22 protein-coding genes are annotated in these 25,828 nt (G+C 72.9%); 7 read left to right on the plus strand and 15 right to left on the minus strand.

Features of this window, described 5'->3' with window-relative positions; all coding sequences use genetic code 11:
• Window positions 1–103: 103 nt before the first annotated feature.
• The 5 genes from LPC08_RS16840 to LPC08_RS16860 are packed head-to-tail and all read right to left on the minus strand — an operon-like array spanning window position 104 to window position 3,990.
• Complete coding sequence (locus LPC08_RS16840) at window positions 104–706, minus strand: RraA family protein (RefSeq protein WP_230449390.1); 603 nt, start codon at window positions 704–706, stop codon at window positions 104–106.
• A complete protein-coding gene (locus LPC08_RS16845; protein WP_230449391.1) occupies window positions 703–1,509 on the minus strand; it encodes an HpcH/HpaI aldolase family protein in 807 nt (268 codons plus the stop codon). Before LPC08_RS16845 ends, LPC08_RS16840 begins: the two co-directional genes overlap by 4 nt.
• A 15-nt stretch (window positions 1,510–1,524) precedes the next feature.
• Window positions 1,525–2,133, minus strand: coding sequence for a glutathione S-transferase family protein (locus tag LPC08_RS16850; protein ID WP_230449392.1), 609 nt, complete (start codon window positions 2,131–2,133; stop codon window positions 1,525–1,527).
• Between the two features lie 29 nt (window positions 2,134–2,162).
• Window positions 2,163–2,993 carry an amidohydrolase family protein gene (locus LPC08_RS16855; protein ID WP_230449393.1) on the minus strand — a complete coding sequence of 277 codons (831 nt, stop codon included), beginning with the start codon at window positions 2,991–2,993 and terminating at the stop codon, window positions 2,163–2,165.
• 55 nt (window positions 2,994–3,048) lie between these two features.
• Window positions 3,049–3,990 carry a Bug family tripartite tricarboxylate transporter substrate binding protein gene (locus LPC08_RS16860; protein WP_304622032.1) on the minus strand — a complete coding sequence of 314 codons (942 nt, stop codon included), beginning with the start codon at window positions 3,988–3,990 and terminating at the stop codon, window positions 3,049–3,051.
• Between the two features lie 166 nt (window positions 3,991–4,156).
• Here LPC08_RS16860 and LPC08_RS16865 point away from each other — a divergent pair, with 166 nt between their 5' ends.
• Window positions 4,157–5,152 (plus strand): LysR family transcriptional regulator, encoded by a 996-nt coding sequence (locus LPC08_RS16865; RefSeq protein WP_230449395.1) that lies wholly within the window; start codon window positions 4,157–4,159, stop codon window positions 5,150–5,152.
• A 46-nt stretch (window positions 5,153–5,198) separates the two neighbouring features.
• Here the strand turns inward: LPC08_RS16865 and LPC08_RS16870 are convergent, their stop codons facing one another.
• Genes LPC08_RS16870 through LPC08_RS16890 form a run of 5 tightly spaced genes read right to left on the minus strand, consistent with a single transcriptional unit; the run spans window position 5,199 to window position 10,993 of the window.
• The gene (locus tag LPC08_RS16870; RefSeq protein WP_230449396.1) at window positions 5,199–6,929 is read right to left on the minus strand and encodes an FAD-dependent oxidoreductase; all 1,731 of its coding nucleotides are present in this window, start codon (window positions 6,927–6,929) and stop codon (window positions 5,199–5,201) included.
• A 4-nt stretch (window positions 6,930–6,933) separates the two neighbouring features.
• Window positions 6,934–7,746, minus strand: a complete 813-nt coding sequence (locus LPC08_RS16875) for a sugar phosphate isomerase/epimerase family protein (protein ID WP_230449397.1) — start codon at window positions 7,744–7,746, stop codon at window positions 6,934–6,936.
• Between the two features lie 11 nt (window positions 7,747–7,757).
• Window positions 7,758–8,375, minus strand: coding sequence for an NIPSNAP family protein (locus tag LPC08_RS16880; RefSeq protein WP_230449398.1), 618 nt, complete (start codon window positions 8,373–8,375; stop codon window positions 7,758–7,760).
• The gene (locus LPC08_RS16885) at window positions 8,362–10,119 is read right to left on the minus strand and encodes an FAD-dependent oxidoreductase (protein ID WP_230449399.1); all 1,758 of its coding nucleotides are present in this window, start codon (window positions 10,117–10,119) and stop codon (window positions 8,362–8,364) included. Before LPC08_RS16885 ends, LPC08_RS16880 begins: the two co-directional genes overlap by 14 nt.
• A 58-nt stretch (window positions 10,120–10,177) precedes the next feature.
• Window positions 10,178–10,993 carry an IclR family transcriptional regulator gene (locus LPC08_RS16890; RefSeq protein ID WP_230449400.1) on the minus strand — a complete coding sequence of 272 codons (816 nt, stop codon included), beginning with the start codon at window positions 10,991–10,993 and terminating at the stop codon, window positions 10,178–10,180.
• Between the two features lie 156 nt (window positions 10,994–11,149).
• Here LPC08_RS16890 and LPC08_RS16895 point away from each other — a divergent pair, with 156 nt between their 5' ends.
• The gene (locus tag LPC08_RS16895; protein WP_230449401.1) at window positions 11,150–12,385 is read left to right on the plus strand and encodes an ABC transporter substrate-binding protein; all 1,236 of its coding nucleotides are present in this window, start codon (window positions 11,150–11,152) and stop codon (window positions 12,383–12,385) included.
• Window positions 12,386–12,413: 28 nt separating this feature from the next.
• Window positions 12,414–13,235, plus strand: coding sequence for a shikimate dehydrogenase family protein (locus LPC08_RS16900; protein ID WP_230449402.1), 822 nt, complete (start codon window positions 12,414–12,416; stop codon window positions 13,233–13,235).
• Between the two features lie 450 nt (window positions 13,236–13,685).
• On the opposite strand, the gene LPC08_RS16905 is transcribed toward LPC08_RS16900, so the two are convergent.
• The 4 genes from LPC08_RS16905 to LPC08_RS16920 are packed head-to-tail and all read right to left on the minus strand — an operon-like array spanning window position 13,686 to window position 18,320.
• Window positions 13,686–14,669: a Bug family tripartite tricarboxylate transporter substrate binding protein gene (locus tag LPC08_RS16905; protein WP_230449403.1), complete on the minus strand. Its 984-nt coding sequence runs from the start codon at window positions 14,667–14,669 to the stop codon at window positions 13,686–13,688.
• 59 nt (window positions 14,670–14,728) lie between these two features.
• Complete coding sequence (locus LPC08_RS16910) at window positions 14,729–16,492, minus strand: FAD-dependent oxidoreductase (RefSeq protein WP_230449404.1); 1,764 nt, start codon at window positions 16,490–16,492, stop codon at window positions 14,729–14,731.
• Window positions 16,493–16,521: 29 nt separating this feature from the next.
• On the minus strand, window positions 16,522–17,265 hold the full coding sequence (locus tag LPC08_RS16915) for an SDR family NAD(P)-dependent oxidoreductase (RefSeq protein ID WP_230449405.1): 744 nt from the start codon (window positions 17,263–17,265) through the stop codon (window positions 16,522–16,524).
• A complete protein-coding gene (locus tag LPC08_RS16920) occupies window positions 17,262–18,320 on the minus strand; it encodes a Gfo/Idh/MocA family protein (RefSeq protein ID WP_230449406.1) in 1,059 nt (352 codons plus the stop codon). Before LPC08_RS16920 ends, LPC08_RS16915 begins: the two co-directional genes overlap by 4 nt.
• Window positions 18,321–18,510: 190 nt before the next feature.
• On the opposite strand from LPC08_RS16920, the gene LPC08_RS16925 reads away from it, so the two are divergent.
• From LPC08_RS16925 to LPC08_RS16935, 3 genes are all read left to right on the plus strand, one after another.
• A complete protein-coding gene (locus tag LPC08_RS16925; RefSeq protein ID WP_230449407.1) occupies window positions 18,511–19,437 on the plus strand; it encodes an NAD-dependent epimerase/dehydratase family protein in 927 nt (308 codons plus the stop codon).
• 67 nt (window positions 19,438–19,504) lie between these two features.
• Window positions 19,505–20,374: a branched-chain amino acid ABC transporter permease gene (locus LPC08_RS16930; RefSeq protein WP_230449408.1), complete on the plus strand. Its 870-nt coding sequence runs from the start codon at window positions 19,505–19,507 to the stop codon at window positions 20,372–20,374.
• Window positions 20,371–22,935 (plus strand): branched-chain amino acid ABC transporter ATP-binding protein/permease, encoded by a 2,565-nt coding sequence (locus tag LPC08_RS16935; protein ID WP_230449409.1) that lies wholly within the window; start codon window positions 20,371–20,373, stop codon window positions 22,933–22,935. The genes LPC08_RS16930 and LPC08_RS16935 overlap by 4 nt, the downstream gene beginning before the upstream one ends.
• A gap of 52 nt (window positions 22,936–22,987) precedes the next feature.
• On the opposite strand, the gene LPC08_RS16940 is transcribed toward LPC08_RS16935, so the two are convergent.
• A complete protein-coding gene (locus tag LPC08_RS16940) occupies window positions 22,988–23,875 on the minus strand; it encodes a helix-turn-helix domain-containing protein (RefSeq protein ID WP_230449410.1) in 888 nt (295 codons plus the stop codon).
• 178 nt (window positions 23,876–24,053) lie between these two features.
• On the opposite strand from LPC08_RS16940, the gene LPC08_RS16945 reads away from it, so the two are divergent.
• Window positions 24,054–25,823 carry an FAD-dependent oxidoreductase gene (locus LPC08_RS16945; protein ID WP_230449411.1) on the plus strand — a complete coding sequence of 590 codons (1,770 nt, stop codon included), beginning with the start codon at window positions 24,054–24,056 and terminating at the stop codon, window positions 25,821–25,823.
• The last annotated feature ends 5 nt before the right edge of the window (window positions 25,824–25,828 follow it).

Below are 25,828 nucleotides of genomic sequence, written 5' to 3' on the forward strand. Positions count from 1 at the left end.
TCCTGTCGTCGAGACGCCTGCCGCCACCCCGCGAAGGCCGGCTCCGGCAGGCCCGCATCCAGCACCGCCGGGCCGTCAGCGTGCCGCCGCGTTCGGCGCCGTCCTAGAGTTGGCTGTCACGAAGGAACTCCGCCTCGGCGATGGACCGTGCCAGTGCCATCGCCTCCCCGGCATGGGCGGCGGGGATGCAGACGAAGCCATCGGCATCCAGGGCGACGAGGTCTCCGCTCCGGACCGTGATCCCGCCGACCCGTACCTCCTCTCCGACGGAGACCGTGCGCAGTCGCCGCCTGCTGCCATGCGGGGCGGCGCCGCGCGCCAGGATGCGGATGCCCGCCGCGGCCAGTTCCTCGGCATCCCGGGTGAAGCCGTCGACGACGACGCCCGCCAGCCCACGACGGGTCGCGCGGAGGGTGTGCGCCCCGCCCCAACTCGCCGCGTCCGTCTCACCCTGCACGGCGATGACCAGCACGTCGCCGGGCGCGGCGAGGCTGGCCGCGGCCTCGCCGTGACGCGTCGGCGGCGTGGCCTCGTCGGGCGCGGGATGGACCGCCTCCTGCAGGACGGTATAGGCGCGTCCCACGGCCGTCCGCCCCGGCTGCCCGAAGGCCGTGAAGCCACCCGCCGCCACCGGCCCCGGCAGGCCGATCCGGTCCGCCGCATCGGCCAGGTGGGTGGTGCGCAGGATCGGCGCGGCGCCGGTCATCGCGCCTCGGCCGGTGCGAAGAGGTCCGCGTCCAGCGCCGCCACCCGCTCGGCCGCCGCCCGCGCGCCCGCCTGCACGAAACCGATGTCGGAACCCGTGAAGTAGCAGCGCGCCGCGCCCATGCGCAGGTAGACGGCGATCTCCTCCGGCTTGCGGATGCCGCCGATGATCAGCGGCTTGCCGGCCGGGCGGCAGGCGGCGATGGCGGCGCGGAACGCCTCCTGCACGCGCGGGTGCAGGTACTCGCCGGGCAGCCCCATCGATGTCGTCAGGTCGTGCCCGCCGATCTGGACGGCGTCGATCCCGTCCACCGACGCGATCGCACCCGCCTGGGCGATCGCGGCCTCGTCCTCGATCATGGCGATCAGCAGGGTCGCGTCGTTCACCGCCCGCAACTGCGCCGCGCCGGACAGGCCTTCCACCCGTGGGTCGATCACCAGCCCCGGGGAGCGCTCGCCGCGCGGCGGCAGCAGGGCGGAGCGGACCAGCGCCTCCGCCTCCGCGCCCGTGCGCAGGCCCGGCGCGAGGATGCCCTGCGCCCCGCCATCGAGCAGCCGGCCGATCAGCCCGGGATCGAGCGTCGGCACGCGCACAAAGGCGGTCACGCCGGCGAACATCGCCGCGTGACAGATCTGCGCCGCGGCCTCGGCCGTCATCGTGCTGTGCTGGAGATCGACGTAGAGGCCGTGATGGCCCGACTGCCGCGCCAGGGTGACGATGTTCACGGAGCGGGCGAGGCGCACGCCGAAGACATGGCATGGCCTGCCGGCGAGCAGCCTCTCCTTCAGCAGGTTGCCGGACATGCGCGCTGTCTCTCCCTACAGGGACGGCTTGGTCGATTGCATGGAAGGCCGCGCGGCGAAGGCATCGAACCAGGCCGCCAACCCCGGGTGCCGGCCGCGCCAGGCCTCCTCGGGCGCACGCACGTCGAGCCAGCCCAGCGCGCAGCCCGCCGCGATCTCGCCCACGGTCAGCGCATCCCCCTGCGGTGGCAGGCCGGCCTCCAGGGCGGCCAGGCAGGCCTGGACCTTGGCCCATTGCGCCGTGATCCATTCCGGCCAGCGCCGCTCCTCCGGTCGCGCCGCCTCTCCCTTGGCCAGGACGCCCGCGATGATGAGACCGTCGGCCGCGGCGTTCAGCGTCAGCGCCCGCCGCCGCTCCGTGCCGTCCAGGGGGATCAGGCGCGGTGAGGGGCGGAGCTGATCGAGATAGTCCACGATCACCAGGGAGTCGTAGACGCTCTCGCCGGAGTCGGTGATCAGGGTCGGGATCTTGCCGGTCGGGTTGAGCGTCAGCAGCTCCGCGTTGACCACGCCCTGCGCGACCCGGGTCGGGACGAGCTCGATGTCGCCGGTCAGGCCCTTCTCCGCCGCCGCGACCATGACCTTGCGAACGAAGGGCGAGAGCTTTCCATGCATGAGCTTCATGGCGGACGTCTCCTCGGGTTCTCGGGGGCTCAGAGCGGCCAGTCGCAGCACTTCGCCGCGGCGCGCCCCATGATCCAGGACCTGTCCTCCTCCGAGAGCCAGTCGAGCGCCTCGGTGAAGAGGCGAATGTTCTCCTCGTAGGTGGAGGTCAGGCGGGTGACGTCGCTGCCCCATAGCATCCGCTGCGGGCCGAAGGCGTCGTAGATGGCGCGGATGTGCCGGTGCAGGTTGGCGAAGGGATAGGGCTGGGTCGAGAAGCACGGCAGGGAGGAGACCTTCACCGCCACGTCCGGATAGCGCGCCAGGGCGTAGAGCTGGTCGGCATCGGCCCAGGCGTCGTCGTCGCGCGCCCCGCGCGGGTGGCGCCCGGCGTGGTCGACGATCAGGCGCAGGCCGGGGAAGCGTGCCAGCAACGGCTCGAAGCCCGCGATATGGCCGGGGATGTGGGCCATGAAGGGCATCCGGCTGCGCTCCACCTCGCTCCAGAACCAGTCGTAGCTGCGCTCGTTCAGGAGCGACATCCAGGGCTCGCCGGCGAAGAACAGGCGCATGCCCAGCATGCCCTGCTGGTCGCGCCAGCCGGCCAGCCGCTCCCGCGCATCCGGCGCCTGGATGTTGAAGCGGCCCATCACGCCGAAGCGGTCCGGCTTCGCCCGGGCTGCGGCCAGCGAGTACTCGTTGTCCCAGCCGTTCCAGCTCACCGGCACCAGGATGGCGCGCTGCACCCCGGCGGCATCCATCTGGGCCTCGGCCTGCTCCAGCGTGTATTGCGGCCCGTGCGGGCTGACGGCGCCCTCCGGCCAGGGGCGCTCGGGGGTGTTCGGGTAGAAGGCGTGGATCTGGCTGTCGATGATCTGCATGGTCCTGGTCCTGATGGCACCTGTCCGGCGACGGAGGTCGGCTGTCTGCTTCCGGCTACTCGATGCGGATGTTCGCGGCCTGGATGATCGGCAACCAGGTTTCCAGCTCGCTGTGGATCAGCGCGGCGAAGCGGTCCCGGCCGCCCGGATAGGGTCGGAAGCCGGCGGTCTCCAGGATGCGGTGGAAGGCCGCATCGTCCGCGACCTGTTGCGACGCCCGCTCCAGCCGGGTGGCGACCGCGTCCGGGATGCCCCGGGGGCCCACGATCCCGTACCAGAGCTCGACGACGAGGCCGGGCATCCCCTGCTCCGCCGTGGTCGGCACGTCCGGCAGGCCGGGGAAGCGCTCGCTGCTCGCCACCGCCAGGATACGCAGGGCGGGGTTGGTGCGCTGTCCCATCACCGTGCCGGTGTCGAGGAAGGCAATCGGGATCTGGCCGGAGAGGAGGTCGGTCAGCGCCGGCGCGCCGCCGCGATAGGGCACGTGGACCATCTCCACCTTCGCCAGGCGTTGCAGCATCTCGCCGGCTAGGTGCAGCGCCCCTCCGGTGCCGGCGGACCCATAGGCGATGGCGCCCGGCTGCTGCCGCGCCCTGGCCAGGAGATCGTTCAGGTCCCTGATCCCGGATGCGGCCGAGGCCACCACCACGATCGGGGTGCTCCCCATCAGGCCGATCGGCACGAAGTCGCGCTCGACGTCGAAGGGAACGCGGCCCGCGAGGGTACCCGCGCTGTGCACCAGGGAGCCGACCCCGCCGAAGCCCAGCGTGTAGCCGTCGGGCGCGGAGCGGGCCGCGGCCGCGAGGCCGATGGTCCCGCCGGCGCCGACGCGGTTCTCCACGACCATCGGCTGGCCGAGTGCCTTCGACATGCCCTCCGCCGACGCCCTGGCGAGGAGGTCGCTCGATCCGCCCGGCGCGAAGGGCGCGATGAGGCGCAGCGGCCGCGAGGGGAAGGCCTCCTTGCCCGGACGCCGGCCGCGCCAGGGGTGCCACAAGGGCAGCGGCGAGAAGCGATCTCCGCTTCATCCCGGGTTTCCTCCGTTGCTGTGTCGTTGCAGCCGGTCTACGGCGGCCGGAAGACCAAAATCAATTTTAGATTTTATTGGTATCATGCAAAGATTTTCTTTGGTAAACGGGCCGGCCGCCGCGGGAAAGGTGAGCATGGATCTGCAGGCCATCCGGTACTTCGTCGCGACGGTCAGGGCCGGAAGCTTCGCCGGCGCGGCGGCGCAGCTGGGGCTGACCCAACCCGCGGTGGCGAGGCAGGTCCGGCTGCTCGAACGCGAGCTGGGGGTGCCGCTGGTCTTTGCCGTGACGCCGCGGCGGCTGGCCCCGACCCCGTCGGGGGAGGCGGTGCTGGCACGGGCGCAGCAGATCGAGGAGGTCCTCGCGCAGCTGCGGCGCGACGCGGTGGACCGGGCGGCCGAGCCGAACGGCCCGCTCTGCGTTGCCCTGCCGCCGGTCATCGGCGCCACGCTGATGCATGCGGCCCTGCCCAACTTCATCGCGCGCTTCCCCAAGATCAGGCTGCGGGTGCTGTCGGGGTACTCGGGCTATGTCGAGGATTGGGTGAGCAGCGGGGAGGCGGAGATCGGCCTCATGTTCGGAGAGCCGCGCCGGGGCGAACTGGAAGCCACCCCCCTGCTGGAGCAGGAGATATGCCTCATCGCTCCGGCCGCTGCGTCGACGGCACAGGCGCCGGACGGCCTGGCCGGCCGGCAGTCCTGCACGCTGGCGGAGGTGGCCCGGCTGCCCCTGGTGCTGCCGGGCCTGCACCACGGGCTGCGCATCGTGTTCGACGAGGCGGTCGAGCGCGCCGGGCTGAAGGCGCCGCAGATCGTGGTCGAGGCGGACAACATCGATCTTCTCAAACTTCTGGTGATCGATGGGCGCGGCTATTCGGTCCTGAGCGCCGACGCCGTGCGGGCGGAGGTCGGCGCCGGCACGATGCGTGCGCTACCGATCGCGGCGCCGCGTCTCCTCTGGCGGCTGTCCTTCGTCGAGCAGCGCGACCGCTACCGATCGCTTGCCGTTGCGGCATTCAAGCAGGCCATGGTCGAGACGACGATCGAGCTGCTGGATCTGGGAACGATCCGGGGCAACCTCCTTCATGCGCGGGGACATCCGGCACGACCGCCACGGCCGTCGACCCCGTGACATTCCAGGATGCGCGCGACGCCCGATGGCGAGGGCCCCGGTTCTCTCACCCGGGACCAGCGGCCGCATGCCGGCCGGCGATGAAGCCGAAGGTCATGGCGGGACCCAGGTTGATCCCCCCCGCCGGGTAATGCCCGCCCATCACGCTCGCCATGTCCGTGCCGGCGGCGTAGAGCCCGGGGATGGGCGCGCCGCCGGCGTCCAGGACCCTGGCGCAGGCATCGGTCTTCAACCCCGCGAAGGTGCCGAAGCTGCCGGGCAGCACCTTCACCGCGAAGAATGGCCCGTCCTCGATGGGCGCGACGCAGGGGTTGGGGCCGCCATGGTCTGCGTCCCCCTGCAGCCGGTTGTAGGGCGTGCTGCCGCGCCCGAAGGCAGGGTCCTCGCCGCGCCGGGCATGCCGGTTGTACTCGGCGAGCGTCCGCTCCAGCCCGTCCGGGTCGATGCCGCATGCCCGCGCGAGCTCCGCGACGGTGCGGCCGCTCCGGATGTAGCCGGAGCGCAGGTGGGGCCGCACCGGCAGCGGGGCCGGCCGCGCGATGCCGAGGCCGTAGCGGCGCTGGAAGGCGCGCGTGCAGATCAGCCAGGAGGCGACCTCCTGCCCGGGCCGGACGGCACGGAGCAGGGCGGCGACGTAGTCGTGGTAGCCGCCGCCCTCGTTGCAGAACCGCCGCCCGTCCGACAGCACGCCGATGATGCCGGGCTTGCCGCGTTCGATGATGTGGGGGAAGCGGCCCGTGCTGCCGTCGGCGTAGGGAACGAGAGAGACGGGGCACCAGGCGCCCGGCGCTGCCAGAGACGCGTCGACCGTGCCCCCGACGGCTTCGCCCAGCCGCAGCCCATCCCCCGTGGCGGCGGGCGCCGCGACCGTCCAGTTCTCGCCGCCCGCGGGAAAGGTGGCCTGCCGGCGCGCGAGGTCGTGCGGGTAGCCGCCCGCGGCCAGCACCACGCCCCGGCGGGCCCGCACCTCGACCTCGCCCGCCGGCGAGCCCAGCACGGCGCCGCAGACGCGCCCCTCCTCGCGCAGCAGCCGCAGCGCGGGCGCATCGGTGCGGAGATCGACGCCCAGCTCCGCGGCCGAGCGCAGCAGCCGCCCGACCAGGGCGATGCCGTTGCGCAGCTGCATGCCGCGCCCGTGGCGTGCGAGGTCGAGCAGGTGCTGCCCGAGGCGGCGCGTGACATGGAGGAAGGCGCGGGGCGAGCGCGTCACGTTCATGAAGGCGGCGAGGTCCGGCCCCGCCTGGATCGTCATGCCGAGAAAGGTGGTCTCGCGCAGCGGCCGGCGCAGGCGGCGCACCAGCGGACCCAGCGCCCGGGCGTCGTAGGGCGCCGCGATCAGGGACCGCCCCCCCGTGCCGGCGCCCGGGATGTTGCCGTAGGTGTCCGGGATGCGGTTGTTGGCCTCGAACCGCAGCGCGGTACGGCTCTCGAAGAACTCCACCATGCGCGGCGCGGCTTCCAGGAAGGCGTCCACCCGCGCCGCGTCGAAGTTGTTGCCGAGCACGCCGCGCAGGTACTCCCGCGGGGCCTCGACCGGCTCGTCGATGCCGGCGCGCCGCGCCAGGGGATTGCGCGGCAGCCACATCCAGCCGCCGGACCAGGCCGTGGTGCCGCCGAGCACCGGCTCCTTCTCCGCCACCACGACATGCAGGCCGTGCGCCGCGGCGGTGACGGCGGCGGACAGGCCGCCGGCGCCCGAGCCCACCACCAGCAGGTCGCACTCGACGGGCGTCGCGGTTCCGGACGTCGCCGCGGCCTCTTCGACGTGGCGTGTCATCGCGTCAGGCCGCCGCTGCCAGCAGGCCGCGCGCGGCCGCCATGGCGCGCCGGACGCGCTGCTCCGCCGGGACGGTCCTCGCCAGCTCCAGCGTGGGGATTTCGAGGCTGATGGTCAGGTCGGCCGGCATGGCGCGGATCAGCGACACCAGGTCGATGCCGCCCTCGCCGGGGAACATGCGCTCGGCGCGGGCGGTATGGAGCAGACCCTCCATCGTGGTTGGCCGTTCGGCCGGCGCGTCGCAGATCTGCCAGTAGTGCAGCCACTCCCGCGGCACCCGGGGGATGTCGGCGATCCGGCTGCCGGAGCGGTCGAAGTGCAGGGCGTCGATCAGGACGCCGCCATTCGGCTGCCCCGCACGCCCCACCACGTCGATCGCGGCGGCGAGGTCCGGCACGGCGGTCCAGGGCATGAACTCCAGGTCGCCGGTCAGGCCGAAGGCGGCGGCCTCGCGGCAGAAGGCGGCGTAGGTGTCGACCAGCCGCGCGCGGTCCGGGTCGTAGCCGGCGACGAGGACGTGCTTCGCCCCGATCCTGGCCCCGGCTTCGAAGAAGGGGCGGTAGGCCACCACGTCCGTCTCCGGGCGCAGCATGGCGATCTCCAGGTCGGCCACGCCGACGCCCGTGTCGCGCAGCCGCACCAGCGTCTCCCGCATCAGGGCGGGATCGTCCTGCAGCGGGTAGGCGGCGGCGCCCGGCGCCACGGGAATCAGGCGCAGCCCGACCTGGGCACAGCCCGTCGCGGCGGCGACGTCGATCAGGGCCGGCGGCGGCAGTTCCAGCGCGGTGAGCGCGGCAAGGGAGAAGGACGGTTCCATGGCATGTCGCCTCAGCGTAGTGGGGAATTGGCCGTGGGCAGGCCGACGGTCGCGCGCATGTCGGAGGTGAGCCAGGGCGGCCCGCCCTTGGGCGGCCAGATGCCCTGCCGCACCGATTCACCGCGGACCGCAAGGCGGTCGTTCAGGCTGGGATAGGGCCAGATGTGGGTGAAGCGTGGCGCGCCGTCGGTCGCATACATCGCGATGGTCAGCGGCGAGAGCACCGCGCGCGGCGGCACGGCGGCCTTCCATGCCTCCAGGGTCGGGCCCAGCCCGCCATGCTTGAGGATGTAGGTGCGGAACTCGTAGACCGCGCCATACGCGCCCGGCGCCACCGGCGGCAGCTCGGGGAAGGGGACGTAGCTGTCCAGCGCCAGCCCGGTCAGCCATTCGGCGCTGCCGAACGGGTTCGCCGCCAGCAGCGTGCGCCGCCGCTCGGCGGCGAGGTCCGCCTCCGTCTCGAAGCCGCGCAGCACAAGGATCTGGTTCAGCGGTCCCAGCTCCGTCGTCCAGAGGCCCAGCAGTCGGCCCTTGGCGCCCGCCTCGCCCGCGAAGGCCTCGATCGCCGGCGCGGCCCTGGACGCCGCGCCCAGCGTCGTCGTCAGGGTTGCGATCTCATAGCGCTGCATGCGGTTCCTCCTTGCGCGGCGCGGCGCCGGGCTGCGCCGCGTCCTGCGGTGCCGGCCCCGCCACGCCGGCCAGGTCGAGTCCGGCGATGAAGCCGAAGGTCATGCCCGGGCCGAGGTTGATCCCCCCCGCCGGGTAGTGGCCCGCCATCACGCTGGCCATGTCGCTGCCCACGGCGTAGAGGCCGGGGATCGGCCCCCCTGCCCCGTCCAGCACGCGGGCGCGCTCGTCCGTGCGCAGCCCGGCGAAGGTGCCCAGGCTGCCCGGCACCACCTTCACCGCGTAGAAGGGGCCGCACTCGATCGGCGCGACGCAAGGGTTGGGCTTGCGGTCCGGCTCGCCCTGGATGCGCTCGTAGGGGGTGCCGCCGCGATCGAATTCCGGGTCGCGCCCCTCGCGGGCGTGGCGGTTGAAGCGCTCGACCGTCTCTGCCAGCGCACCGGGATCGATGCCGCATTCGACCGCCAGCGCCTCGATCGTGTGACCGCGCCTGAGGTAGCCGCTGCGCAGGTGCGGGCCGAGGGGGAAGGGAAACGGCTTGGCCGCGCCCAGACCGTAGCGGCGCTGGAAGGCGCGGTCGCAGACCAGCCAGCACGCCACCTCCTCGCCCGGCGCCGTGGCGGCGAACAGGCAGCGCATGAGGTCATGGTAGGAGCCCGCCTCGTTCACGAAGCGCCGGCCGTCGCGGCGCACCGCGATCAGGCCGGGCTTCGCACGCTCGATCAGGTGCGGGAAGTTGGTGATGCCGCCATCCCGGCGCGGCACGCGGGAGACGGGGGCCCAGGCCGCCGGGTCGGGGAAGTCGTCGGCGACGCGGCCCCCTGCGCTCTCGCCCAGGCGCAGGCCGTCGCCCGTGTTGGTGGGCGGTGCCGCGGAATGATGCTCCCGCCCGGTGGGCGCATGGGCGAACATCGCCTGCTGCCGGGACGGGTCATGGGGAAAGCCGCCGCAGGCCAGCACCACGCCGCGGCGCACCGCCACGGCGCACTCGCCCTGCGGCGTGCGCAGCACCGCGCCACGCACCGCGTCGCCCTCGCGGACCAGCCGCACGACGGCCGTGCCCTCGCGCAGCACCACCCCCGCATCGGCGGCCGAGCGCAGCAGCCGCGCCGCGAGCGCGTTGCCGTTGACCAGCTGCTGGCTGCGGCCATGCGTGGCAAGGTCGCGCCCATGGCGGGCGAAGCGCTTCGCCACGTGCCAGGCCGATCCAGGGGCGCGGAAGGCGTTGAGGAAGTGCTTCAGATCCTGGCCCGAGGCGATGGCCATGCCGCCCACCGTCGTCTCCGCCAGCGGCGGGCGCAGCCGGTCGCGCAGCGGCCCCAGCGCCCGGCCGTCATAGGGCGCGCCGCAGACGGAACGGCCGCCCGTGCCGGCGCCGGGGGTGCGGCCGTGGAAGTCCGGCATGGCGTTGCCGGGGATGAAGCGGACGGCGGTGCGCGCCTCGAAGAAGGCGACCATGCGCGGCCCCGCCTCCAGGAAGGCATCCACCTTCGCCGCGTCGAAGCCTCGGCCCAGCTCGTGCTGGAGGTAGCGGCGCGGCTCCGACACGTCCTCCACGATGCCGGCCCGCACCGCGAGCGGATTGCGCGGGATCCAGAGCCAGCCGCCCGACCAGGCGGTGGTGCCGCCAAAGAGCGGGTCCTTCTCCACCAGCAGCACGGAGAGGCCGTGCAGCGCCGCCGTCACGGCCGCTGCCATCCCGCTGGCGCCGGAGCCGGCGACCAGAACGTCATAGGTCTCGGGCATTTCTCCCCCGGCCCTGTGGGCTCTGCTTCTTTGCGCTGCCCCGTCCGGGGGCTTGGCCTCAGGCCGCCGCGTCGATCCGCGCCGGCTCCGGCCGCCGATCGGAGAAGAAGCGCGAGCCACGGCTGGCCTCGCCCATCTCCAGCGACGCCTCGCGCAGCTCCGGCGCCAGGGCGTGCATGCGTGCCTCGTCCAGCCGCACGAGGGGGCCGGCGAGGCTCAGCACGCCGATCACCTCCTGCGTGTCCGGCTGCCGCACGGGGATGGCGATGGCGGCCGTGCCTGGCGCGAAGCCTTCCGTCATGACGGCATAGCCTCGCTCCCGCGCCAGGCGCAGCCGCTCCAGCAGGGCCTGCACCGTCGCGGGCGCGTTGCGGCCGAGGCGCTGCGGCTCGCCGAAGCCCTGGCGGCTGACCATCGCCATCGCCGCCTCGTCCGACATGGTGGAGAGCCAGGCGTGGCCATTGGCGGTGGAGGAGAGATGCGCCACCGCCCCGTCATCGGGGTCGTAGCGCAGCCCGTCCCGCGCCCCCTGGCACTTCGTCACCCAGATCAGCTCCCCGCCGCTGACGATGCCCAGCCGGCACAGCTCGCCATGGCGGAAGGCCAGCCGGTCCACGATCGGCTGGGCGATGTCGGGGATGCCGTTGCGGGCGAGGTAGGTCAGGCCCAGCGAGACGAGCCGGATGGTGAGCAGGTAGGGCCCGCCTTCGCGCTCCTGGCGGACGTAGCCCTGCTGCACCAGCTCGGTCAGCAGCCGGTGCGTGGCGCTGCGCGGGATGTCCAGCGTATCCGCCAGGACGTGCAGCGGCAGCCCGTCGGCATGCAGCGACAGCATCTCCAGCAGCCGCAGGGCACGGTCGAGGACGCTGCTCATGACGGCCGACCATCTGCGGGGGGGACGGGGGATGGACGGGGGGCGCTGCAGCACATGCCGTGAATTTAGACTAGACTGGCACGAAGTTTCAATATGGAATGCTATTCCAGAGGACGGGGTGAACCCTGCTCCTGTCGATGTGAGGGAGGAGTTTCCATGACCGCATTCCGTGCGCCCGGCCTCGGGCGACGCACCGCACTGGCCGGCTCGGCCGCCATCCTGGCCGCGCCCTGGATCCGCTCGGCCCGCGCGGCCGAGGATACGATCAAGCTCGGCCTGGTCTTCGCGAAGCAGGGCACCTGGACCGAGCAGGGGGAGCAGCTGGTCAGCGGCGCCCGGATCGCGCTGGAGCAGGCCGGCGGCAAGGCGTTGGGCCGGCCGGTCGAGCTGGTCTGGCTGGACGAGCCGAGCCCGCAGGTGGCGCAGCAGAACATGCAGAAGCTGGTCGAGGAGGAGAAGGTCGCGGCCGTGATCGGCGGCACCAACAGCGGCACCTCCCTCGCCATGGCCTCGGTCGCCAAGCGCGCGAAGGTGCCCTACATCACGCCGAACGCGGCGGCGCGCGAGATCACCGGCAAGGACTGCAACCGCTATACCTTCCGGGTGCTGACGACGACGCCCGTCGCCTCCCGCGCCATGGCGCCACACCTGACCGCCATCGGCAAGAAGTGGTACTTCCTCACCGCCTCCTATGCCTTCGGCCAGGACATCTACACCTCGATGAAGGGGCTGCTGGAGGAAGCGGGCGGCCGCGAGGTGGCGCGCGACAACACGCCGCTGGGCACCACCGACTTCTCCTCCTTCATCCTCAAGATCCGCTCGGCGCGGCCGGACGTGGTGGTGGCGGGGCTGCCGGGCGGCGACCTCTCCACCTTCCTCAAGCAGTACGGCGAGATGGGCATGAAGGGCCGCATCCCCGTGGCCTGCCCGATCATCGGCGACGCCGACCTCTGGGCCATCGGGCCGCAGGCGGCGACGGGCATCTTCGGCAAGCCCTGGCACTTCAGCGACCCGACCAACCCGGAGGCCGACCGCACCTTCGCCGCCGCCTACCAGGCGCGCCACAACAAGCCCGCCGCGGACAAGGCCTGGCTGGGCTGGATGAGCATGCGCACCCTTCTGGGCGGGATCGAGCAGGCGAAGTCGGTGAAGCCGCAGGACATCGTCGCCGCGCTGGAAACGGCGCGCTTCCCGGACGGGGCGGTGGACGCCTACTACCGGTCCTGGGACCACCAGATGCTGCGCCGCTGCCTGGTGATGAAGGTGAAGGAGCGCATCACCGACCGCTGGGACTGGCTCGACCTGCTGGCCCAGGCGCCGGAGAAGCCGGGCGAGCTGGAGGCGCTCTACGGCACCCAGGCGGAGATCGGCTGCCAGATGGAAGCGCCCTGATGGCACGGTCCTGACGGGAAGCCCCACCATGGCGGAGCTTCCTGCCGCGCCCGCCGGCGCCATCCGGCTGGATGGCGCCACCCGGCTGCACGTCATCATCGGCGACCCGATCGCCCAGGTGAAATCGCCCGACGGCGTCAGCCGGGCCCTCGCCGCACGCGGGCTGAACGCCGTTCTGGTGCCCATCCAAGTGCCGCCGGATGCGGTGGCGGGCTTCGTGCGCGGCGCCAGCCTGGCGCGGAACCTGGACGGCATCATCGTCACCGTGCCGCACAAGTTCGCCGCCGCGTCGCTCTGCGACACGCTCACCGACCGCGCCCGCTTCCTCGGCGCGGTGAACGTGATGCGGCGCAACCCCGATGGCGGCTGGCACGGCGACATGACGGATGGCGAGGGCCATGTCGCCAGCCTGCGCGCCGGGGGATGCGAACCCGCCGGGCGGCGCGCGCTGCTGGTCGGCTCCGGCGGCGCGGGCACGGCCATCGCGCTCGCGCTGCACGAGGCGGGGGTGGCGGAGCTGGCGATCCACGATGCCGACGCGGCGCGGCGCGACCAGCTGATCGATCGCCTCGCCGGGCGCGGCGGCGCGCCGGTCGTGGCCGGCAGCGACGACCCGGCGGGCTATGAACTGGTGGTCAACGCCACCCCCGCCGGGATGCGCCCAGGCGACCCGCTGCCGGTGCGGACGGAGCGACTCTCGCCCGATGCCTTCGTCTCGGACGTCGTCACCGTGCCGGAGGTGACGCCGCTGCTCGCCGCCGCCCGCGCCCGCGGCTGCGGCACCCGCACGGGCACCGGCATGTTCGAGGCGGTGCGCGACCGGATGGTGGCGTTCCTGCTGGCGGATTGATACGCACGGCCCCCGTGGCCCGGGGGCAAGGCTCTGCCTCGCCCCCGTACCCCCACTCCGCCAGGACCCTGCGGGCCCTGGACCCGAGGAGTGCTACCGCGCGGATGACTGCGACGGGGTCACAGCGCCGAGGAGCCATGCTCCTCGGCGGGCACGGCCTCCATGCTCGCGGACGCCTTCTGAAGTTTTTCCAGAGTCCCGCCTGTCCACGCTCTGTCAGGGTTCAGCCCGGAGGCTGACTCCTACCGTGAAGAACCAACTCCCAGCGGGGACCGGGGCCCGCTTGTGGCCCCGGCAGGGGAGGGTCTGGGAGGGGACGGCGTCCCCTCCCGGTCCGACGCCCGAACACCACAGCACAACGGGTCAGATCATCCCACCGTCAGTATGAGGCAGGGACGGTGCGGGCCGCGGCGGGGAACGGGGCAGCGTCACTGTCCGACGCCGCAGGGCCTACTCCACCGTGATGTTCCGCTCGCGGATGACCTGGCGCCACTTGCTGGTTTCCGCCGCGAAGTAGGCGGGGAACTCGGCCGGCGTGCCGCCAACCGGCTCGATCGCCAACGGCAGCAGCCGCTCGCGCACCTCGTCGGATCGCATCGCCTCGGCGGTGGCCTCCGCAAGGCGTGCCAGGATCGGCGTCTGCAGGCCGGCCGGGGCGAAGAGGGCGAGGTCGGAGTTGACCTGGTAGCCGGGCAGGCCGGATTCGGCGATGGTCGGCACGTCCGGCAGATGCGGGCTGCGCTCCAGCGAGGTCACGGCCAGCGCGCGCATTGCGCCGTCCCGGAGGAACGGGATGCAGGTGACCAGATCGACGAAGGAGAGGGTGATCTCCCCGGTCAGCACGGCCTGCGCCGCCGGTCCGCCGCCGCGATAGGGGGCGTGCAGCATCTCCACGCCCGAGCGCTGGGCGAAGAGCTCGGCCGAGAGGTGGTTGACGACGCCGATGCCGCCGGAGCCGTAGCTGATCTTCCGCGGCTCCGCCCGGGCGGCGGCCGCCAGGTCGGCGAGCGTCCGGAGGGGGGAGTCGGCACGCACGCAGACCGCCTGGCAGTTGCTGGCGAGCAGGCTGATCGGCGTGAACGCCGTGTCGTTGTCGTAGGGCGTCCGGTAGAGCAGCGCCGCCATCGCGTAGGTGCTGTTGGGGCTGACCAGCAGCGTGTAGCCGTCCGGCCGCGCGCGGGCGACGAGGCCGGAGCCGACGATGCCACCCGCCCCGGCGCGGTTGTCGGGAACGAAGGGCTGGCCGAGCGTGGTGGACAGGCGCTGCGCCAGGACACGCCCGACGATGTCCGTGGCGCCGCCGGCGGCGAAGGGAATGACGACCGTCACCTGCCGCGCCGGATAGCCCGGCTGGGCCAGGGCGGGGCGCGTGGCGGCCGCCCCCGTCATCAGTGCCAGGGCCGAGGTCCCGAAGCTGCGTCGGCTGAATGTCATCCCGTTTCTCCTTGGACAGTGCAGGGAACAGTGCAGGCCACGTCCGACCCGGCGCGGCGTCACGCCGCCTTGCCGCGCGCCGGCGCGACGGACGCCTGGCCGTCCCTCCCCGCGGCGTGGCGGGCGGCGGCGTAGGCGAAGGTGATGCCCGGCCCGATGGTGATGCCGGGGGCGTTGTAGACGCCGCCCATGATCGACTGCATGTCGTTGCCCACGGCATAGAGGCCGCCGATCGGCCGGTCGTCGGGGCCCAGCACCTGCGCGTCCGCATCCGTCACCATGCCGGTCGAGGCGCCGATGTCGCCGGGGTAGAGCTTCACCGCGTAGAAGGGCGCGGTGCCGATGGGGCCCATGGTCGGGTTGGGGAAGCCGCGCGAGGCGTCGCCGTTGACCTTGTGATAGTCGGTGGTGCCGCGCCCGAACTCCTCATCCACCCCGGTCTGCGCGTAGCGGTTCATCGCCGCGACGGCGTCGCGCAGGTGGGCGGGGTCCATCCCCAGCTTGCCGGCCAGGGCTTCCGGCGTCGGCGCCTCGGTCAGGTAGCCATCGGCCAGGAAGGGCGCGAGGGCCTTGGGCGAGGCATTCGGCCGCACCATGCCCAGGCCGTAGCGCCGCAGCCCCTCCGCATCGGTGACGATGAAGCACGGGATGGTGGGGCGCGTCCGGTTCGCCTCGAACATGGCGCGGACGAAGAGGTGGTAGGAGGTGGATTCGTTGACGAAGCGCTGCCCCGTCTGGTCGACGCAGAGCGTGCCCGGCTTGCTGCGGTCCAGCACGAAGTGCGGGAAGACCGCTGTGGTGCCGTCCGGGCGCTTGCGCACGGAGCACGGCGCCCAGAAGGCGTTGTCCAGCCCGCCCTCGGCATAGCGGGCGCCGGCGGCGAGGGCGAGGTCGTGCAGCTCGCCGGTATGGCCGGGGGCTGCGGGGCTGTAGGCGGGCGTCGGCTGGTGCAGCATCTCCGCCCGGCGCTTCGGATGCCGGTTGAAGCCGCCGGTCGCCATCACCACGCCCTTGCGCGCCCGCACCACGCGGCGTGTGTCGCCCTGGCGCAGCGCCACGCCCTCAATGCCGCCCTCGCCCAGCAGCAGCCGCTCCACCTTCGTCCGCGTCAGCAGCGCGACGCCCTTCCGCTTCAGCGCATAGAGCAGGCGGCCGACCAGCGCGTTGCCCATCAGCAGCCGCGTGCCGCGCGAATGGCGCAGCCGGTCCATGCCGTAGCGGGCCAGCAGCTTCGCGGAATAGACGAAGGACTTCGCCGACTTCGTCATCTTCAGCAGATGTGGGATGTCGTCGCGGTCCACCATCATCCCGCCCAGCACGGTGAATTCCGGGATGGGTGGCCGCACCAGCGCCAGGTCCTCGCCCAGCAGCCGCCCGTCGAAGGGCAGCGGCTCCAGCGCGCGGCCGCGCAGCGTCGCGCCCTCCACGTCCTGGATGTAGTCCGGGTGCAGGGGCCGGGCGCGGAAGTTCACCGGCGTCTCCGCCTCCAGCCGCGCGATGGCGGCCGGGCCGTTGCGCAGGAAGGCGGCGCGCAGCGCCTCGCTGGAGCGGTTGCCGACGGTGCGGCGCATGAACTCCGCCGCGACGGCGCTGTCCTCGGGGCCGGAGCCGACGCTCGCCGCGTGCTGCGTGCCGGGAATCCAGGTGGTGGCGCCGGACCAGGCGGTGGTGCCGCCGACCACCGCCTCATGCTCCACCAGCAGCACGGTCTGGCCTTCCAGCGCGCCGAACAGCGCCGCCGCCATGCCCGCGCCGCCGGCGCCGACCACGACGAGGTCGTAGGCCGCGTCCTCGGCGAGGGCGGCGAGATCCAGGTTCATCATCGTCCGGTCCTTGGCATGTCCGTGAGAATTCAGTAGGTCGCCCGCCCGCCGGACAGGTCGAAGGTGGCGCCGGTGGAGAAGGAGCATTCGGCGGAGCAGAGCCAGGCGACCATCGCCGCCACCTCCGCTCCCTTGCCGGGGCGGCCGAGCGGCACCCGGGCCAGCACGGCGCGGTACATCGCCTCCGGCATCTGGGCGAGCAGCGGCGTCTCGATGACGGCCGGCGCGATGGCGTTCACGCGGATGGGCGTGTCCGCCAGCTCCTTGCCCAGCGACTTGGTCAGCGCGATCACCCCCGCCTTGCCGGCCGAGTAGCTCGACTGCCCCGCATTGCCTTCCTTGCCGGCGATGGAGGCGATGTTGACGATCCGCCCCTGCGCCGAGCGGCGCAGATGCGGCACGGCGGCGCGGCAGCAGAGGAAGACGCCGAACAGGTTCAGCTCCAGGTTGCGGCGCCACGCCTCGGGCGGCGTCTCCTCCAGCGGCAGGTTCGGTCCGGTGGCGCCGGCCGCGGTAACGAGGATGTCGAGCCCGCCCAGCGCCGCCACGGTCCCCGCCATGGCCTCGTCCACGCTCTCCGCCGTCGTCACGTCCACGGCGCGCGCCTCCGTCGCGCCGGTGCGCGCGGCGACGGCCGCGGCGGCGTCGCGGTCCAGGTCCCAGAGCGAGACGGTGGCGCCGGATGCCACGAAGCGCGCGGCGATCGCCTCGCCCAGCCCGCCGGCCCCGCCGGTGATGACGGCGCGCAGCCCGTCGAGGTCGATGCGGTTCATGCCACCGGCTCCAGCGCGGCGCCGGGTCGCACGGCCTCGCCCGTCTCGGCCGAGCGCTTCACCGCGAGCGTCGCGGCCAGCGTCGCCACCCCGTCGCGGCCGGAGACGAGCGGCGCCTCCTCCCGCCGGATGACGCGCAGGAAGTGGCGCATCTGCTCCGCCAGCGGGTCGCGCGGCGGCACGGCCAGCACCTCGCGCGTCAGCGGCTGACCCCAGCCGCGGGTGCCGGCGTAGCGCCACAGCGCCATCTCCGGCATCTCCAGCGACGCCTCCGTGCCGCAGATCCGATAGGCATTGGCCCGGTGCCGCGCGAAATCCGCGTTCTCGCCGGAGGTCTGGTCCCAGCACCAGGGCGAGGGCACGGCATCGGAGAGGGTGATCGTCGCCAGCGCGCCGGAGCGGAAGCGCAGCAGCACGGCGGCGGTGTCCTCCACCGCGAAGCCCCGCGCGGCGCTGCCGGTGACGGCCTGCACGGTGTCGATCTCGCCGCAGAGGAAGCGCAGCGCATCGATGTCGTGGACGAGGTTGATCAGCACCGGCCCGCCGCCCGCCTCCCGCCGCCAGGCGATGTCGAAATAGGGGTCGGGCTTCAGCACCAGGGAATCCGCGCTGACGGCGACGAGGCGGCCGAGGCGTCCTTCGCGGATCAGCCGTCGCGCCGCGCCCATCACCGGGTTGTGGCGGCGGAAATGCCCGACCAGCAGCGGGACGTCGGCGCGCTCCGCCGCCTCCGCGACGGCGGCGGCGGCGTCGAGATCGTCGGCGATCGGCTTCTCGATCAGCATGGCGACGCCGCGGTCGATGCAGGCGCGGGCGCCGGGGACGTGCAGGGCATTCGGCGTCGCGATGACCGCGCCGTCCGGCCGCACCGTGTCGAGCATCGCCTCCGCCTCGCGGAAATGCGGCACGCCCAGCCGTGCCGCGAGCTCCGCGCCCGCTTCGGTGGGATCGACGATGGCGGCGAGGCGGCCCTGCTCCGGCGCCAGCGCCGCCAGGATTCGGATATGCGCCCGGCCGATCACCCCCGCGCCGATCACGGCGACTGCAATGGACACGCGATGTTCCCCCCGGGCCTGTAGCCTCAAAATTCCAGATCGAACGTAGGGGGTTCCTTTTCGGAATGCAATTCCATAAAAGACCTCCGTGGTGCCGATGGGGCGGCGCCCGCAGCAAGCAAGAAGCCCCGGGGGAGAGAGACATGCGCGACGGGACCGACCCGCATGCCGCATCCAGGAGAGCCCGCCGATGCGCGTCCTGCTGACGGGCGGCAGCGGCTTCCTCGGCGCCTGGATCCTGCGGCGCCTGCTCATCGAGGGGATGACCTGCCGCGTGTTCGACCTGCGCCCCGATCCGCGCCTGGCGCGGGAGGTCGCGGGCGTCGGGGCGGATGATCCGCGCGTGGAGTGGCGGGCCGGCGACGTGCGCGACGGCGACGCGATGCAGGCGGCGGCCGCGGGCTGCGGCGGGCTGATCCACCTCGTCGGGCTGCTCACCCCCGCCTGCGCCGCGAACCCGGTGCTGGGGGCGGAGGTGAACCTGATCGGCTCGCTGCACGCCTTCCTGGCCGCGCGATCCGCCGGGATCGGCCGCGTGGTCTATGCCAGCAGCGCCGCCGTCTTCGGGCCGCAGGACGGGCACACCCCCTGCCCCACGACGCAGTACGGCGCCACCAAGCTCGCGGTGGAGGGCGCCGCCCGCGCCTTCTGGCGCGATGCCGGCATCGCCAGCACCGGCTTCCGCCCCTATGTCGTCTACGGCCCCGGGCGCGAGGGCGGGCTGACCGCCGCCCCCAGCCTCGCCTGCCGCGCCGCCGCGCGGGGCGAGCCCTACGTCATTCCCTATACCGGCGCCTCGGGCATGGTCTTCGCCGGGGATGTCGCCGCCGCCTTCGTCGCCGCGCTGGGCTGCGACCGTCCGGGCGCCGAGGTCTTCAACCTGAACGGCGAGACCGCCGACACGGACGCGCTGATCGCCGCGATCCGCCGCGTGGAGCCGGGGGCCGACCTGCGCGCCGAGGGGCCGCCGCTGCCCTTCCCCGCCGCGCTGGCGCCGGACGGGCTGGAGGCGGCGCTGCCCGGCCTGCCGCGCACGACGCTGGCCGATGGCCTCGCCCGCACCATCGCCCATGAAAGAGAGCAGGCCCCGCCGCGACGGGCCAGGGAGGACGCATGAGCACCGGACCAGGACCCGGGCGGGATCGCCCCCCGCCGCTCCGCCAACCCGATCCCGGAGAGCCGTGATGCTCGACATCCTCCTGTCGCAGGCCGTCAACGGCCTGGTGCTGGGCTTCCTCTACGTGCTGATCGCCATCGGCCTGTCGATCATCTTCGGCATGCTGGGCATCGTGAACTTCGCCCATGGCGCCTTCTTCGCGCTCGGCGCCTACTTCGCCGTCTCGCTCTACCAGTCCTTCGGCTGGATCGCCGTGCCCCTGGCCCCGCTGCTGGTCGGCGCGCTGGGGATGGCGGTGGAGTTCCTGCTGGTGCGCCGGCTCTACGGCAAGGAACCGCTGATCAGCCTGATCCTGACCTTCGCCCTGGCGCTGCTGATCGAGGCGCTGATCCGCCTCGTCTGGGGCGCGGGCGGCCAGCCCTTCTCGCCGCCGCCCTTCCTGACGGGCTTCGTCGAATGGGGGCCGGTGCTGATCACCACCTACCGCCTGGCCGTGCTGGTCACGACGGTCGCGATCCTCGTGGCGCTCTGGGCCTTCCTCTCCTTCACGCCCTATGGCCGCATCCTGCGCGCCGGCTCGCGCGACGCGGAGATGGTCAGCCTGCTCGGCATCAACCTGCCCTGGGTGCTGACCGGCGTCTTCGGCCTGGGCTGCATGCTGGCGGGCACGGCGGGGCTGCTGGCCGCGCCGCTCTGGACCGTCACCCCCTCCATGGCGGCGGGCGCGGTGATGCCCGCCTTCGTCATCGTCACCATCGGCGGCCTCGGCTCCTATGCCGGGGCGGTGGTCGCGGGCCTGCTGGTCGGGCTGGTGACCGCGATGAGCATCCAGTTCTGGCCCGAGGCCTCCGCCGCGTCGATGTACGTGCTGATGGCCGCCATCCTGCTGATCCGGCCGCGCGGCCTGTTCGGCGAGCGCTGGGAGCGCTTCGAATGAGCCACGCCCGCAGCCTGCCACGCCGCCCCATCCTGGGTCATCCCGTCCTGGGCCACCCCGTCCTCTGGGTCGCGCTCGTCCTCGGCGGCCTCACCGCCTTCGTCATGCTCACCGGCCAGCCGCTGAGCCGCGTCACGCAGATCGCCGTTTACATGCTCTACGGCGCGGGCGTGAACCTGCTGATGGGCTATACCGGCCTCGTCCCCTTCGGCGCCTCCGTCTTCTTCGGCCTGGCGAGCTACGCCGCTGCGCTGTCGATGGGCCACCTCTTCGGCTCGGAGGTCGGCGCGCTGCTCTTCTCCATCGCCTTCTCGATGGCGCTGGCCTTCGCCCTCGGCCTCGTCATCCTGCGCCGGCGCGGCCTGTACTTCTCGCTGCTGACGCTCGCCTGCTCGCAGATCGCCTTCGAGATCGTCTTCAAGTGGACGGACTTCACCGGCGGCGAGAACGGCATCCAGAACGTGCCGCGCCCCTGGTTCACGGAGCTGCCGGCCTTCCACCTCTTCACCCTGGCGACCGTGACCGCGGCGATGTACTTCCTCTGGCGCCTCGCGCACGCGCCCTTCGGCCGCACGCTCCAGGCCGTGCGCGACAACGAGCCGCGGGTGCGCAGCCTGGGCTACGACGTCTTCCGCACCAAGCTCGCGGCCTTCGTCGTCTCGGCCGGGGTGATCGGCTATGCGGGCGGGCTGCTCGCCTTCCTGATCCAGGGCGCCTACGCCAACAACCTCTCCTGGGTGCATGCCGGCGACAGCCTGCTGATGACCGTGCTCGGCGGCGTGCACCACTTCCTCGGCCCGCTCTGGGGCGCGATCGTCTTCATCGTGCTGGAGGACCGGCTGAGCGCCGTCACCGAGAACTGGTGGCTGATCTTCGCGCCCATCATCATCGCCTTCGCCCTGCTCTCGCCGGAGGGCATCCAGGGCCTGGCGCAGCGCCTGCTGCGGCGGGAGCACTGGACGCTGACCCGGCGCGGCATCCCGCCCCGCCCGGCCGCGATCCGCCCCTACGAGGCGCCGCGGCTGGAGATGGCCGACGGCAGGCCCATCCTGACGGTGGAGCACCTGACGCACCGCTTCGGCTCCATCGTCACCCAGAAGGACATCAGCCTGGAGGTCTACCCGCACAGGCTGCACAGCTTCATCGGGCCCAACGGCGCCGGCAAAACGACCTTCTTCAACCTGCTGACCGGCGTGCTGCCGACCGTGCAGGGGCGGATCGTCTTCGACGGCACGGACATCTCGAGGCTGCCGATCCACAAGCGCGTGCGGCTCGGCCTCGCGCGCTCCTTCCAGATCGTCAGCGTCTTCCCCAACCTGACCGCCTTCGAGAACGTCCGCGTCGCCGTGCAGGCGCGGCACCCGGCGCGGCGCGGGTTCTGGCGGGACGCCTACGGCATCGAGGAGATCAACGCCCGCACCTGGTCGCTGCTTGCCGCCGTGGGCCTCCAGGACCGCGCCGCCGAGGGCTGCGCCAACCTCGCCCATGGCGAGAAGCGGCTGCTGGAGATCGCGGTGACGCTCGCCACCGAGGCGAAGCTGCTGCTGCTCGACGAGCCGCTGGCGGGGCTGGCGGAGGCGGACCGCAAGGTGGTCTCCGCGCTGATCCAGACGCTCGCCCGCAGCCACGCCGTGCTGCTGATCGAGCACGACATCGACCGCGTGCTGGCCATGTCCGACCGCATCACCGTGCTGCACCAGGGCCGGCTGATCGCCGACGGCAAGCCGGCCGAGGTGGCCCGCCACCCGGAGGTGATCTCCGCCTATCTGGGCCATGCCAAGGGCGAGGAGATCCATCTCTCCGAACCCGCCTCGCCCGTGGTGGCGCGGCTGCCGCTGGGGGCGAGCAAGCCGCTGCTGAAGATCGAGGGGCTGCGCGCCGGCTATGCCGGCAGCACCATCCTGGACGGGCTGAACCTCGCGGTGGGCGAAGGCGAGGCGCTGGCCCTCCTCGGCCGCAACGGCGTGGGCAAGACGACGACGCTGCGCGCCATCATGGGCACGGTGGAGGTCGCCTCCGGCCGCATCACCTTCGCCGGCCAGGATATCACGCGGTCGAAGCCCTTCGAGATCAACCGGGCCGGCGTCTCAGTGGTGCCGGAGGGGCGGCGGCTGTTCCCCAACCTGACCGTGCTGGAGAACCTGCGCATCGCGGCCCGGCCGGGCGGGGCGAGCCTGGACGACGTCTACGACCTCTTCCCCAAGCTCAAGGTGCTGCAGCGTTCCCGCGCCGATTCGCTTTCGGGCGGGGAACGGCAGATGGTGGCCATCGCCCGCTCCCTGGTGGTGCCCAGCAAGCTGATCCTGCTGGACGAGCCCTTCGAGGGGCTGGCGCCGGCCATCGTGCAGGAGGTGATGGAGGCGGTGGTACAGCTGCGCCACAAGGCCAGCCTGATCCTGGTGGAGCACCATGCGGAGACAGTGCTGCCGATCGTCGACCGGGCGACCATCCTGGTGAACGGCGCCGTCGCCTATGAGGGCAGCGCCGCGGCGCTGGCCGCCGACGCGGCGGTGCAGGCCCGGCTGCTCGGCCTGGCCGACACCTCGGCCGAGGCGGCCTGATCGGCGCCGCCTCCCGGCGTCGTACCCGTGGTGCTGCGCCGGCTCGCCCGCGTCAGCCGTCCGGCATCTGGGCCGTGCGGAAGGCGCTGGGCGAGCGGCCGGCATGCCGGTGGAAGAAGCGGGAGAAGTAGGCCGGGTCCTGGAAGCCGAGCTCCAGGCCGATCTCGCCCACCGAGGCGGAGGTGTAGAGCAGCCGCCGCTGGGCCTCGGCCATGAGGCGCCGCTGAATCAGGGCCTTGGGCGTGTCGCCCAGGCGGCGGCGGCAGGCGGCGAGCAGGCGGTCCTCGGTGACATGCAGCTTCTTCGCATAGGCGCCGACCGAGGCGCCGCTACGGTACTCCTCCTCCATCAGGGCGCGGAAGCGGTCGAGCAGGCGGTCGTCGGCGCTGCGGGTCGCGCCGCGCTCCGCCCCGCGGTCCAGGGCGATGCGAGCGGCGGCGACGAGCAGGCGCAGCAGCTCCGCCTCGATGGCCAGGGCGCGGGCCGGGGCGGACCATCGCAGCTCCCGGTCCAGGGCGGCGAAGGCGTCCTGGAGGCTGTCGCGCTGCGCCCCGTCCAGCCCGCTCCAGAAGGCAGGGGCGCGGAGCAGCGCGGCCAGGGCCGGGTCGCCCCGTGCCGCCTCGGCCACCACCGCCTCGGCCATGGTGATCACCCAGCCATCGGTCTGCGGGATGAAGTCGAAGGCGTGCACGTCCCCAGCCGGCAGCACGATCAGGGCGGGGGACTGGATGCGCGGCGCGACGGCCTCGGCCCGCATCCGCCCGCCGCCGACATCGACGAGGAGGAGCTGGTGCAGCCCGGCATGGGCATGCGGGGCGATGATCCAGCCATGGGGGCCGCTGCGCTCGTGGATGGGTTCCAGGTGCAGGAAGCGGCTGCCCGCGCCACGCACCGGCTCGCCGTAGAGGGCGAAGCGGTCGATCTCCGGTTTTCCTCCCATCGGCAGCCCCCTGGCGCTTGTGCAGATGCGAAAAGCCGACTTGCGCGAACCGGGAAAAGTGCAAGCGAAACCGGATTGTGTCCATGGCTTCCGGGGGAGGCGCGGGGACAGGATGCGCCAGGAACCCGCCCCCCTGTGCAAGCCAACGGTCCGAGGCGGTGGGAAAGGAGGACGGCCCATGACCGACGCCACGAACCCCGCTTCCCTGTCCCCCGCTTCTCCGACCTGCGACGTGCTGGTGATCGGCGCCGGCGCCGGCGGCCTCGCCACCGCGATCACCGCGCGCAAGCTCGGCCTCGACGTGCTGGTGGTGGAGAAGGAGCCGTTCTTCGGCGGCACCACGGCCTTTTCCGGCGGGGTGCTGTGGATCCCGGGCAACCCCCAGGCGAAGGCGCGCGGCATCGGGGACAGCCGCGAGGCGGCGCGCACCTACCTGCGCCACGAGGCGGGCAACCACTTCGATGCGGCCAAGGTCGAGGTCTTCCTCGAGAACGGCCCGAGGATGATCGACTTCTTCGAGAAGGAGACGGAGGTCCGCTTCGTCGCCAGCGACTATCCCGACTATCACCCCGACGTGGAGGGAGGCGCGCCGATCGGCCGCTCCATCACCGCCGCCCCCTATGACGCGCGGCGCTTGGGGCCGGAGCTGGCGCGGCTGCGGCCGCCGCTGCGGACGATCACCTTCCTCGGGATGATGTTCAACTCCTCCAACGCGGACCTGAAGCACTTCTTCAACATCACCCGCTCGCCCGTCTCCGCCGCCTATGTCGCGAAGCGGCTGCTGAGCCACTTCAAGGACCTCGCCACCCACCGGCGCGGCGTGCAGCTCACCGCCGGCAACGCGCTGGCGGCGCGGCTGGCGAAGTCCGCGCTCGACCTGGGCATCCCCATCCGCACGGAATCCCCGGCGCGCTCACTGATCGTCGAGGAGGGGCGCGTCACCGGCGCGGTCGTCGCGACGAAGGCGGGCGACATCCGCGTCCAGGCGCGCCGCGGCGTGGTGCTGGCGGCGGGCGGCTTCCCGCGCGACGCGGAGCGGACGGGGCAGCAGTTCGGCCATGTGCGGCGCGGCGGCGAGCATGTCTCTCCCGCCCCCCCGGGCAACACCGGGGATGCCGGCCGGATGGCCGCGCCGCTGGGCGCGCAGCGGGTGGACGACCATCCCAACGCCGCGGCCTGGATCCCCGTCTCCAAGGTGCCGCTGGGCGGCGGGCGGACGGGCGTCTTCCCGCACCTGGTGGACCGCTACAAGCCGGGCATCATCGCCGTGACGCGCGACGGCCGCCGCTTCACCAACGAATCCAACAGCTATCACGACGTGGGCGAGGCGATGCAGCGCGCCTGCGAGGGCCAGGGCGAGACGGCCGCCTGGCTGATCGCCGACCACCCGACCATCCGTAAGTACGGGCTGGGCTTCGTCAAGCCGACGCCCATGCCGCTCTCCCTCTACACGCGCAGCGGCTACCTGCTGAAGGGCCGCACCCTGGCGGAGCTGGCGCAGAAGGCGGGCATCGACCCGGCCGGTCTGGAGGAGACGGTGCGCCGCTACAACCTGGGCGCCGAGCGCGGGGAGGACCCCGAGTTCGGCCGCGGCAGCACCGCCTTCAACCGCTTCCTCGGCGATGCGGACCACACGCCCAACCCGAACGTCGCGCCGCTGCGGCGCGAGCCGTTCTACGCGGTGAAGCTGTACGTGGGCGACCTCGGCACCTTCAACGGGCTGCGCACCGACGCCGCCTGCCGCGTGCTGGGCGAGGGCGGCACGCCGATCCCCGGCCTCTACGCCGTGGGCAACGACGCGGCCAGCATCATGGGCGGCAACTATCCCGGCGCGGGCATCACCCTCGGGCCGCACCTGACCTTCGGCTACGTGCTGGGCCGCCACCTCGCCGGGCTCGACGCGGAGACGGCGGCGGCGAAGGAACCGGCCGGCGCGCTGTACGGCTGACAACG

It is taken from the genome of Roseomonas sp. OT10, assembly GCF_020991085.1.
GTDB lineage: Bacteria > Pseudomonadota > Alphaproteobacteria > Acetobacterales > Acetobacteraceae > Roseomonas > Roseomonas cutis.